This is a genomic window from Micromonospora sp. L32 (genome assembly GCF_052068055.1).
Classification (GTDB): domain Bacteria; phylum Actinomycetota; class Actinomycetes; order Mycobacteriales; family Micromonosporaceae; genus Micromonospora; species Micromonospora purpureochromogenes.
The window spans coordinates 464,782-477,325 of the sequence record NZ_JBQHDD010000005.1; the positions used below are offsets into that span (position 1 = coordinate 464,782).

Sequence of the window (12,544 nt, forward strand, 5' to 3'; positions counted from 1 at the left end):
TCGCGATTCAGCTCAATCATTCCTTCCGGTCACCATTTTGCGCGTCCTCGGCGAGATTAGCGTTGTCAAGGAATTCGAGGTGGCTGAACCCGATTGATTATATTACTCAACGCCTCTCGCCAGTTTTCCCCGAACACAGCGAGGTACTTGTCGTACCCTGCGTACACCTTTCCAGACGGACCTATCACAAGAGTCATGTGGCCCGATGCCGCCCTACCTACGGGACATAGCTCCTCATGAACCCTCTCCTCGTACTCTCTCACCAAGGATTGACTGATCCCCCTGGTGCCAGAGACTGCATCAAGCGAAAGGCCATCAACGCCATCTTCGGGAAAATACCGAGGATACGCCAACTCAAGCCCGTTGAACTCCTGGACAAACTCTACGGCAGCACTGGAGGCCCTATAGCCTCCTTGCCTCCATACCGACAGCACGTCTTCAACGTCGACTCGACGACCCGGATGCCATCCGCTACGCGTCAGGAGCTCACTCAGATCAAGATGCTCGCCAGCCTCCGTCACAGCCGTGTCCTGTCACGCGCACCGCCCGGGCCGCCCAGGATGATTCGGCACCATCCGCAGGACGGGAAACCTTCGAGGGTATCCTTACGGACGGTACCGTATTCAATCTCGTCCAATTTGGCTCCGTTGTTCATAGCCTCGTTGCAGGCATGGAACTCCGCACACGTGCCCGGGTCCCAGGGCTCCACATGGTGGCCACTGGCCTGCATGTCCTGGGCCGCCTCAAGGCGAGGCCGGAGGTCCGGATTGACGTAGCTGGGCAGCGCCCCACTCTCACCAGTGAAAACCTCCCCGGTGTAGGTGTCCCGCGCGGCGGAGACGGCCGTGTTGTTAGTGTCGCTGTCACGCGCCTCCTCGCGGGCAATCTCGCACAGGTCTTCACCATCGTTGTGCACCAGTAGCGGAGTGCCACCGGCGACGACGTAGTAGGTGTGGACGCCATCAACCGTGAGGTTGTGCACCCGCTGATGACGGCTGAAGTGCTTGATTGAAACAATCTGCACCCAGGCGCCCGACGCCGATTGCATCCAATCGCCAACGTTGAGCTTATCAACCGCTACCCATGCGCCTGCGTCCGGAAGCCAGATCCGGTGGCCGCCCGTCGCGGTGATCGTCTCGACCTTCGAGCCCGCTCGGCCGTCGACATCCACGGCGATGGTGTAAAGGTGCTTGATGCCATTCCCGGTGATCAGCTTCGTGATGGGACGACGCTGCAGGGAGCGTGACTCTACATCTTCAGCGGCAACCTGATCCCCGACCTTGAGATCTTCGATCCGCTTGGTATCTCCGTTCGCCAAAAGCACCTTTGTGCCGGGTACAAAGCTGTTGCATTCCGGCTTCTTCGGGGCGGTGGGGTTGTCGGCGGGCTTGGGTTGCGGCGTGCCGGTGGGTGATGTTCCCTTGGCTCCGGCGGTGCCCGCTTCGGCGGCCTTGCGGGTGTCGTTGGTCGTGTCGATGCCGTCGGCGATCTTCTTACCGGTCTTGGCGAGCTTCGCCGCGGCCACCGCGTTCCCGGCCAGCGGGATAGCGGAAGCCATGGACATGGCCGCGTCGACGTAGTTGCCCTCGGCGAGGTACCAGATGCCGTTGGCGACGTCGGCGACCTCACCGATCACCGGCACCATGCCCGCCACGTCCAGGGCGGCGTGGCCGACGTCCGACCACGACATCCCGAACAGGTGCCCGTCCAACTCCACGAAGCTGACCGGGTTACCACCAGCGAACGCGTACCGGTTACCGGTGAACGGATCCGTCGCCAACCCCATGTCGGCCATGGCGCCGCCGTAGGAATCCCGCGTCAGGAACCGGTTCAGGCCCGGGTCGTAGTTACGGAACCCCATGTCGTACGTGCCAGAGCCGGCGTCCCAGCGGGAGGCGTTGAACCGGAACGCGTTGTACGGCTCCTCACCCTCGGCCTGCGCACCCGGCTTGTCCACACCGGTGAACTGCGACTCGTCGTCCTTGCCGTACGCCGTGTAGCCGTACGTCGCTCGGGTCTTGCCGTCCTCCTTCGTGATACCGACGACGTCGCCACGCGGGCGGTAGATGAACTGCGAGTACTCCCGACTGCCGTCGTCCTTGTGCTTGATCTGGGTTAGCTGCTGACCCCACGGCGCGTACTGGTAGGACTTGGTCGCCTTACCTTCGACCTCTTCCCGCAGCACCTGGTTGTCCATCCCCAGGTACGTGAACGCCGTCGTCTTCGAACCCGTCGTCTGCGACACCGTCCGGTCGAACGGGTCGTACACGTAGGTCGTCGACTTCGCCGTCGCACCGATACCCGCGGTGGTCTTCGCCGTCCGGTCGAACCCGTCGTAGTAGTACTTCTGCGCCCGCTGACCACCGATCGACATGGTGTCGAGGCGACCCAACGGGTCGTAGTTGTACGTCGACGTCACCCCACCGGAGGTGGTGGAGTGCAGCCGGTTCCGGTCGTACTTGCTGGTGCTGGTCGCGCCCTCGATCGTCTGCGCCACCGTGTTGCTGTTGGCGTCGTAGGTGTACGACTCCACCGAGCTGCTGTCACCGGTCTTGTCGAGCCGGCTGATGCGGTCCTGCGGGTCGTAGGAGAAGACGTACGTGTTGTCGATGTGGTCCGCCGAGTTGTCGGCGTTCATCAACTTCATAACGTCCCGGGACGGGTGCCCGTTGGCCGAGTACTCCAGGTTGTGTTCGGCGACCGTCGCCCCGCCGGAGGTCTTCTCCAGCTGACGCTTCGTGGCGCCGTCCAGGTAGTACTCGAAGTCCACCGTGTTGCCGTTGGGCTTGGCCTGCTTGAGCATCTGCCCACGGGCGGTGTAGGTGAACGTCGAGATCTGCTGGTTACCGGCGGTCGCCGAGTCGGCGTTGGTCACCTTGGCGACCATGTCCCGCTCGTCGTACTCGATCTTCGACCAGGTCAGGTCGTGGGTCGAGGTGAGCGGGTTGCCGTTCGGGTCGTACGTCAGCGACGTGGTGTTCTTCGGCGTCGTCGCCGTCCCGACGAACTCCTTGACCGAGTCGATCTGGTTGAGGTCGTCGTACCCGATCTCGTACCGGTCGATCTGCGCGCCCGGGCTGAGGTCCTTGACCTCGGCCATCATCCCGTTCGGGTTGTACCGGTAGGTGAACTCCTTCTTCTCGTTGTCGACGTCGGCGGCGTTGTCCCGCACCAGCTTGACCGCGTCGGCGAGCACCTTGCCTGTCGCCTGGTCGGTGACGGTGACCTTCTGGACACCGTCCTCGGTAAAGGCATAGCTGCCCAGGCTCACCCAGGCGCCGGCGTTCTGCGTCTGGTTCACCGTCCTGGTGACGCTGCCACCGCTGTGGGTGACGGTGAACTTCGCGTCCGTGGCGGCACCGGTCACCTGCGGGTGCCGGACGAACACCTCGTAGTTGCCGTCCCGCGGGATGGTCAGCTGCCAGTTGAACTGCGCGGACCCGCTGCCCGCCGGCGCCGTGCCGACGTCGTAGCCGTACGCGCCGGTGGCGGCGCCGCTCGTCCAGGTGCCCTGGGTGGCGGTGTTGTGGGTGTCGGAGTTGTCGACCAGGACCACGTCCTTGCCGACCGGCAGGCCGTCCTCCGACCTACCCCTCTGGTTGCCCGACGGGAAGTAGTCCCAGGTCATCGTCCGGGACTGCGACCCGCCGGCCGAGGTCAGCGTGGTCTTGGTCTGCTGGCCCAGGTCGTTGTAGTCGTACGACGTGGTGATGTCCCACGGGTCGGACGTGGTCTTGGTCCACCCGTTGTCGTAGTACGTGTAGGTGGTGTCGTTGCGGACCGTCTGCCCGTCCGACGGCGGCGCACTGACCTTCTCCAGGTTGCCCACCGAGTCGTACGTGTAGATGGTCTTGTTGGGCGTGTTGTAGCGGCTGTCGTCCTTGTCGTAGGCCGACCACTCCTCCGCGACCCGGTTGAGCTTGTCGTACACCTTCTGGGTGGCGAAGTCGTCGGCGTCGACGGCGTCGTCGGTGTTCACACCGCGCGGGCTGATCACCTTCGTCGCGTTGCCGACCTGGTCGTACTCGTACTTCGTGGTGCGGTAGGTGATGGTGCCGGCGCCGTCCTTGCTGTGCGGCACCTTCGACTCCACCAGCGCGCCGCGGGGGTCGTACTTCGCCAGCGACTCATTGCCGTCCGCGTCGGTGCTGCCGACCGTCAGGCCGTCCTTGTCGTAGCGGGCGGTGGTGAACTTGCCGAGCGCGTCCGTGGTCTTGACGACCCGGTGGTTCCAGTCGTAGTCGAACTTCGTGGTGAAGTCGTCCGCGGCGCTGGCGTTCTTCTTGGCGTCGTAGAGGACCTTGACGTTGCCGACGTTGTCGTACTCCGTGCTGACCTTCTGGCCGAGACCGTTGCTGACCTCGATCGGCTGGTAGATCACGTCGTACTTCGTGGTCGTCGTGAAGTCGCCGACCGTCGCGGTCAGGTTGCCCTGCGGCTCCGTGACGGTCAGGACGTTGCCGACCTTGTCGTACGTCGTGGTGGTCTTCCGCTCCGGGTCGGTCGTCTCGTCCTTCGGGGCCAGCGTCTCGAGGACCTGGTCCGCCCGGTCGTAGACCGACGTCGACGCCGTCCCGTTGGCCGCGTACGCCTTCGTGATGTTGTCGTTCGGGTCGTACTCCGGGGCCGTGGTGGTGATGAATCGGCCGTTGGCCGCGTCCACCGGCTCGACCTTGGTGGTCGGGCGGCCGAAGGTGTCGTACGCCTGGGTGACCTTGGCGTCCTTGCCGTTCTTGACCTCGGTGACGTTGCCCCGAGCGTCGTACGTGAAGTACGACAACCCGTCGCCGGCGTCCTTGATGGTCGTCGGGTAGCCACTGACGTGGAAGGGGCCGTACTGGGTGATGTTGCCCCTGGCGTCCTTGGCGGTGAGGAGCTGGCCCCACTCGTCGTAGGTGTTGGTGCTGGTGTAGTCGCCGGCGGTCGCCGTGGTGTTGCCCAGCGGATCGGTGACCGACTCGATGTCACCCTCGGCGGTGTACGCGAAGCTCCACTTGCGACCCTCCGAGCTGGTCTTGGTGAGCACCTCGGCGACGTAGCCGTTGAGCTGGCGCTGGTAGGTCAGCACCGTGCCCGGCCAGCCGTTCTTGACCGCCTCGGCGTCCTTCACCACCGTCGGGTAACCGGTCTTGGTGTCGTACTCCCAGGTGGAGACGGCGGTGTTGGCCTCCTCGAGCCGGGTGACGTTGTGATCGTCGTCCCAGCCGAGCTTGGTGACCTCGTTCTTGGCGTTGGTGGTCTGGATGGACCGTCCGTAGCCGTCCATCAGGTAGGTGGTGGCGTGGTTCTCCGCGTCGGTGACCGTCGTCTGGATGTTGTTGGTGGCATCCGGGTCGACGTAGCCGAAGGTCGTCGGGTGGCCGAGCCGGTCGGTGTAGGACTTGGTCCGCCAGTGCCACTTCGGGTCGTCGCCGGCCTGCGGGTAGTTGTAGACCAGGTCGGTGGAGTAGGCCTGGCCGGTGGCGCTGGCCCGCGGGTCGGTGACCTTGACCAGCTTGACGTTCTTGTTCCCCTGCGTCATGTCGTAGCGGAACTTGAACGTCTTCGGCGCGCCGTTGGTGGAGCCGGCGCCGTCGATCAGCTCACCGAGCAGACCCTTGTCCGTGTAGGTGAAGGTGAGCTTGCGTCCCGAGACGTCGGTGATCTGCGAGACGTGGTCGATGATCTTCGGGTTGGTCAGGTTGGTCGCACCGGACACCCGGGCCCAGGTGGTGTCGTTGATGTAGTCGTAGGTCTGGCCCTTGGCGTAGTAGTCCAGGGTCAGGGTGATCCGGCCGGTCGGGTCGGTGATGTACTTGAGGAACTTGGTCGGCTTGTTGTTGCTCTTGCGCTCCTCGTAGGTGAAGAGCATCTCGTTGCCGTTGTTGTCGACCGTGCTGGAGAGGAAGCCCTCGCAGTCGTAGAAGAACTGCGTGCGGTCCGGCTTGGTCAGCACCCAGGCCTTGCGCTCCTGCACGTTGGGCTTGCAGTCGACCGGGCTGTTCTTCTGCAGGTAGAGGTTGACCCCCTTGGGGCTCTTCCACTCGGAGGTGGCCGCGTCCCAGGTGAACCAGTGGCTGGTGCCGTCGCCGTCGGTCAGGGTGACCTTCGTCGGGTTCGGGTTGGGGTGGAAGTCCAGCGGGGTGCCCAGGCGCATCATCGACGACGCCTGCAGCGACCAGCCGAAACCGGCGACCGAGTCGGTGGTGTCCAGCGAGTTGTAGGACATCCGGACGAACGTCGACAGGCCACGCGACGGGTTGTTGATCGCGTTGTACGACCAGACGGTGTTGCCGGCGTACAGGTTGTTCATCAGCGTGCCGCCGGCGCCGGTGTTCTTGCCCGCGTACGAGTAGAACTTCTCCAGGCCGAGCTGGTCAGAGGTCGGCTCCTCCACCGCCACGTTCTGCGGCAGACCCTTGATCGGGCCGGTGTCCGACAGCTTCCGGCCGTCGAGCTTGCTGCGCAGGTCCCAGCTGAGCACGTACTCGGTGCGCTTGTTGCCGTCGGTGGACGACGGCGGGGTCTTCACCTGGGCGGTGATGTCGACCGTGCGGCCGGCCAGCACGTTCGCCGGCAGCGGCGTACGCAGCTCGTAGCTGTCGTCGGGAAGGTCCTCGAGGACACCGGAGGCGCCGTACCGCTTCCAGTCGTAGGACAGCTCCCAGTCGGTGGTGTTCCAGGGCGCCAGCGTCGGATTCGACACGGTCACCGGGAGGGTGTACGTGGCGTTCGGCGTCAGCGTCTGCGGCGTCGAGGCCGCGTAGTACGTCGACTCGGCGGTCTGCTCGAGGTAGGTCACCTCCAGCGTCGGCCGCAGCAGCGGCTCCTTCGCCTCGGACGACAGCATCATCGCCCGCGCCGTCTGGTTGACCTCGTCACGCTGGCGCAGCAGGAAGCCGTAGTTGGTTTCCGGGGCGGTGTGCCAGCCCTTCACCGCGGTCGTGACGTCCCAGCTCTCCCACTCCGGGTCGTTGGTGAAGCCGTTGAAGCTCGCTTTCCAGGAGGTGTCGTACTCGCCGCCGGCGGTCGTCCAGAGGGCAGTCGCGTTGCGGCGGTTCCACGTCGCGGTCTTCTCGTCGAACGAGTTCTTCAACCGGTAGACGTCGACGTACTCGTCCTGGTCGGTGCCCGGATACAGGTAGGTGTTCCACATCCGCAGATCCGCGTCCACCACCTGCGCGTCGGTGGGGATTCCGCTGAGGGTGGGAAACTTGACCAGGCCACGGGTGTCGCCGTACCCGGTGGCGGGATCCGAGTTGTTGCCCACCGCCACGTACGGGTCACCGTCGTAGACGTCGACGTTGGTGTCCTTCATGGTGGTGCCGTTCGCCAGCGTGGTGTCGATGACACCGTCGGTGCCGGTCGAGTTGGTCGCCGCCGTGCGGTAGATCCGGGTGATCTGACCGGCCTTCGGCAGCATCACCGGCTGGGTGGGGCCGGCGATGACCTGCCCGTCCCTGGTCTTCGCCGCGACCATGTAGTAGTAGAACTTGCGCTTCATCGGGTCGGTCTCGGCCGCCGGCGTCGGGACCGCCGTGGTGTCCTGGTACGTCCGGGTGGCTGACGAGACCGGCGCGATCAGCGTCGTCGCCGACGGGGCGAACACCTGCTCCAGGCTGCGGTGCACCTGGTACTCGACGACGTCGTCGTCCGGGCTTGTCGACGGGTCGACATACGCTGGCCAGGTCAGGACCGCGCCGGTGGAGGTGACCGTGGTCGGCGGGCTCACGGCCACACCGGGCCGGCCGTAGGTGACGACCAGCTTCGGCAGGTTGTAGTCCCGCCGGTCGTTCATGTAGTTGTACTCGGAGCCCTCGAAGATGGCGCCGCCACGCTTCTTGGTGACCTCGTCCACGGCCTTGATCATGAAGCCGTGGTTGGGCGTACCGGTGAGCCACTGCTGCACCACGTCCCGGACGGCAAAGGAGCTCCAGGCGCTGGAGATGGCGCGGGGCTTGTTCGCCACGCCCCAGCGGGTGAAGCGCACCGCGTCGGCGATCACGGACTTGCCCGCGACGTCCTTGAGCACCACCCTGCCGGCGGTGCCGGCGTTGAAGCGGTACGTGCCGAGCGAGGCCCAGCTGCCGCGCGCCACCGGCGTGGTCTGGTTGACCGAGGGGGTCGCGGTACCGGTGGCGTGGATGACGTTGTACGGGGTGGGGTTGGCCCGGTCGCTTTCCCCGACGTAGTGCACCTCGACCTTGTAGTCGCCCGTCTCCGTGATGGTCGGGGTCCAGGTGTGGGTGTTCCCGGTGACCAGGTCGTCGTTGTACCGGTAGTCGGTCTTCACCGCCAGCGGGGTCAGCTCGGCGTTGGTGGAGTAGTTCCAGGTGCCGCTCACCGACGTGCCGGTGTCACCGTCGTCGAGTTGCACGAGGTTGCCGGCGGCGGTCGTCGTCATGTTGGTGTTCATGGACGCCCAGGTGGCGGTGGTCTCGTCCCAGGGGGCGATGACCCGCCGCGCCTCCATCAGGACGTCGTACTGCCAGGTGTACAGCGACTGGTCGTAGTACATCTCCAGGCGGGCGTCGTCGATCGCGGTGTTCTGCGGAACGATCTTCGGGTCGAGGGGGAACTTGACCAGCGACCGCCACGAGTAGCTGCTGTCCGTGCCGACCCCCAGCTGGTACGTGTTGCCGTGTGGGGTCGTCGCCGCACCCTGGTAGATCTGGGTGTCCTGGGCGTCGGTCGGCACTGGCTGGATCTTGATGGTCGGGTCGATCACCACCGGATAGACGCGGGCCGGGTCGGCCAGCCAGCCGGCGTCCGCGGACACCGTGACGCTGGTCTGCCCGTACATCTGCTGCACCCGCTGGGTGACCTTGTCGCTCCACACCTTGCCGTGCGGAGAGGCCTTGTCGTCCTTCGCGTCGTACATGAACGGCGCCGGCATCACGAACGCCGGCTCGCCGCCGCCGCGCGGAACGAACGCGATCGAGCCGTCCTGGCGCTGCTGCGCCGTCAGTCCGGCGGTGTCCAGGGTGAAGGTGTACGACACCGGCCCGGTCGGGGCGCGGTGCAGAACGATCTTCTCCTTGAGCGCGGTGGAGGTGACGTCGTAGACGACGTCGGCGCCGCCGGCGAGGCCCGGGTAGGTGACCGTGGAGCCGGAAACCTTCGGCGTGACGCTCTTGGCAGCGCCGGCCAGGCCCAGCTCGATGCTCCGGCCGTCCTTCTCGAAGCGGGCCAGCTCGTCGGAGCTGTCACCGAAGAGGCTGGTGAAGGTGTTGGTCCGGTTGCCCTGGACGTACCCCTTGTCCCTGGCCGGGCGGATGGTGGTGTCGATGGTCTGGAACTTGCCCTTGGCGTCCCTGTAGTGCAGCGGCACCATCGAGATCTCGGCCTGCGTCCGACCGTCCGCGAGCTGATAGACCTTGCCGTTGGCGGTCCGCTTGCCGGTCAGCTCCTTGACCCGCTTCTGCGGCGGCCAGTTCTTCGCCGGCGGCGGCTTCTCGTTCACCGCCAGGCCGGCGCTGACCGCCTCCGGCCGGGCCTTGCGCGGCCCACCGTCGACCATGTCGCGTGCCGCGTTACCCAGCTTGGAGAACAGACCATCGTCCTCCGGGGCGCCCGCCGTCAGGTCGGCATCCGCCAACCGCTGGTCGGGTTGTCGGCCAGGCAGGGCCTCCATCCCGCCCAGCGTGGCCACCAGGGCCAGCACCAGTCCCCCGACAAGGGGACCTCGTGATCGTCCCTTCATCATTACCCTCCGGTCCTCGACAGACACGTCGGGTGGAGGCTAGGAAGCGTCGATATGCGCGCTGCTATCTTGCGGCTACTTCGCGACGACGCTGCACGGAGAACGGAAGGAGCCTCCGGCCGTTCGGCCGGAGGCTCCTGGTGGATCCGGAACTGGCTAGTAACGGCCCAGGTTCTGCACCGGGCACATGACGATGCGCGGCGAGCGGGCCGGGTCGAGCCACTTCAACACCGAGACCAGGTTGGCGTGGGACATGCTCACGCAGCCCGCCGTGGCGTTGCCGCCGGAGGTGCTGTACTCGTGCAGGAAGATCCCGCTGCCCTTCCCGGGAACGGGCGCGGCCACGTTCGGCGACATGTTGTACGTGATCACCGCGAAGTGCGTGTACGCCGGCTTCTCGGTCCACAGCGCCTCGCTCCAACCACCCGGGTTGGTGGTGGTGTGCTGGAACGTGTTGTACGCGGGCGAGTCCGGGTTCTCGTTCCACCAGTCGTACTGCACGACCTGGTGGTAGGGGTAGCGCACGCCGGGATTCGCGCCGATGCCGTACATGGTCGGGCCGAACGAGTAGACCCCGGTGGGGGTGTTCGGCACGCCCTCCAGGTGGTTGTCGCTGAAGCCCTTCGAGCCGATCCGGGCCGGCAGCGGCGCCGACACCGCCACCCAGTGGCCGTTGACCTTGTGGAACGTCTCCAAGGTGGCGTAGGTGGTGCTGTAGCCGTCGCCGGTCACGACGACCACCTGCGTGGTCGCGGCGGGCAGGGTGGTCAACCGGGAGGCCCGGTTGGGCGGCGGGATCGGCTTCGCCCGGCCCGTCGTCGTCCCGACGGGGCCACCGGCGATAGGAGTTGGTTCCATTCGCCAGATGATCGCATCCCGGCCGTCTTCCCGGTGTCCCGGAAATGGTGACGGATCTCGTCGCACAATTTCGGCGGGTCGATGTAACGCGGGAGAGGCTCGCGACGCTTTCTCTTTCCGGTGGAGAAGAGGGATCGGCGCTAAACAGTTCTGGTGGCGGGTCAGGACCGGGTCCGCAACTCCCCGGCCCTGACCACCAGCCGTCCGGTGTGGTAGCGGAATCGCCGCTGCGAGCACGGCGGGCGTGGCACGCCGCCCACGCCGGGCTCAGCACGGCGAGCCGGCCCGCCTGCACTCAGCTCCACGGTGCCCAACTACCGGACTTCGGTGCGTTCCCGACTCACCCCGAAGAGCCGTGAACGCGCGCCCAGGTTAGGCATCCGGCCGCCGCTCGGACAAGCATTCCGGGGCTCCGCCGAATGTGATTGATACCAATCAGGAAATGCGGCATGTCCGCGTAACGCGGCTACCCGGGTTGACGCTGTTTCTCCTCGAAGCGACCCGTCCGGCCAGGGTCCGTCGGCCCGACGGAGAGCGCTCCCGCCGCGGCGGCGCCGGCGATGAGCGCGAGGGCCGCCAGGTGCAGCAGTCGGACCCCGGCGGGAGCGGGCACGGTGGCGGCCGGCAGCAGCGGCAGCACCGTCGCCCCGGCGGCGGTGACCGGCAGGGCCACTGCCCAGAAGACGGCGGGCCGCGTCGGCGGCGCGGGCGGTCGTACCCCTTGGAAGATCTCACCCCGGCGGGCCGCCCGCAGCGCCAGGGCGACCACCACGACGCCGCCGACGGCGGTGCTGACCAGGTCCGAGAAGAACCACCAGTACATGCCGGTGTGCCCGTGGAAGTCCTCGATCCCGACCAGGCGCAGCCAGCGCTCGGTGTGCGTGGCCCGGTCCCAGAGCACGTGACTGGCCGCGCCGATCAGCGCCGAGCAGACCGTGACCTGCCAGGGGTGCCGGACCGCGCCGAGGGCGGCGTGATCCCGCCAGGCGAAGAGCCGGTCGCCGGGCAGGTGCACCGCGATCCCGGCCACCGTGCGGCGGACGATCCAGGCGTAGGCCAGCGCGACGGGCAGACCCCACCAGAGCACCCCGCCCGCGGTGTGGGTGTGCCCGCCCAGCTCGATCCCGGTGCCGGTGAACAGGTAGGCGACGTCCGGCGACACCGCGCCGGTGGCCAGCGCGACCCCGTCGAACCAGCGCGGTCGCCACAGCTTGAGCGGCAGCACCGGCGCCAGGTGCGAGGGGAACGTCAGGGGCACCTACCGGACATTACCGGCCCGCGCGGGCTCAGAAGTACCGAAGCAGGTCGGTGAACTCCTTGAGGCGTAGCACACCCTCGTCGGCCGGATCGAGTTCGTCGTGCTCCAGCACCCAGGTGTTGTCGTTCGGGATGAACACCGCGTTCATGCCCGCGGCCCGGGCGGGCAGGATGTCGGACTTCGGAGAGTTGCCGATCATCCAGGCGCGGGCCGGGTCGAAGCCGTGCTCCCGGGCCAGCCAGCGGTAGGTGTCGACGTCCTTCTCCATCACGATGTGCGCGGCGTCGAAGTGGTGCAGCAGCCCGCAGGCGTCGAGCTTGCGCTGCTGCTCCTCCCGGTCGCCCTTGGTCAGCAGCAGCAGGTCGTACCGGCCGGCGAGGGCGTCCAGCGTGTCGGCGACGCCGGGCATCAGCTCCACCTGGTGGGCGACGAGCGCGGCGGCCAGTTCGTCGATCTCCCGGCGCTCCCGCTCGGTGGCGGGCCGCTCGCGCAGCCGCTCCAGGCACTCGCCGAGGCTGCGCAGGAAGACCTTGCTGCCGTAACCGTGGGCCACCGCGTTGGCGCGTTCGATGTCGTCCAGCACCGCCCGGATCTGCGCCCGGTCCAGCGTCGGGTGCTCCAGCCAGTCCAGGAAGTCGTCGATCACCCGCTCGAAGACGACGTTGTTCTCCCAGAGCGTGTCGTCGGCGTCGAAGACGAGCACCGCCGCGTCCCGGCGCTGTTCCATCGGTTTCCCTCCCGGTCTG

At 66.6% G+C, this 12,544-nt stretch carries 5 protein-coding genes; all 5 read right to left on the minus strand.

Going from position 1 to position 12,544, the window contains the following annotated elements; translation table 11 throughout:
- Positions 1–65: 65 nt before the first annotated feature.
- Entirely contained in the window at positions 66–521 is a 456-nt protein-coding gene (locus tag ACTMTB_RS16970; RefSeq protein WP_441146679.1) for an SUKH-3 domain-containing protein, read from the minus strand.
- The gene (locus tag ACTMTB_RS16975; RefSeq protein ID WP_441146681.1) at positions 518–9,613 is read right to left on the minus strand and encodes a golvesin C-terminal-like domain-containing protein; all 9,096 of its coding nucleotides are present in this window, start codon (positions 9,611–9,613) and stop codon (positions 518–520) included. The genes ACTMTB_RS16970 and ACTMTB_RS16975 overlap by 4 nt, the downstream gene beginning before the upstream one ends.
- 225 nt (positions 9,614–9,838) lie before the next feature.
- Entirely contained in the window at positions 9,839–10,540 is a 702-nt protein-coding gene (locus ACTMTB_RS16980; protein ID WP_210779498.1) for a L,D-transpeptidase family protein, read from the minus strand.
- A 466-nt stretch (positions 10,541–11,006) separates the two neighbouring features.
- Positions 11,007–11,798 (minus strand): DUF4184 family protein, encoded by a 792-nt coding sequence (locus ACTMTB_RS16985; RefSeq protein WP_441146683.1) that lies wholly within the window; start codon positions 11,796–11,798, stop codon positions 11,007–11,009.
- 28 nt (positions 11,799–11,826) lie between these two features.
- Positions 11,827–12,525, minus strand: a complete 699-nt coding sequence (locus tag ACTMTB_RS16990) for an HAD family hydrolase (protein ID WP_441146685.1) — start codon at positions 12,523–12,525, stop codon at positions 11,827–11,829.
- Between the last annotated feature and the right edge of the window lie 19 nt (positions 12,526–12,544).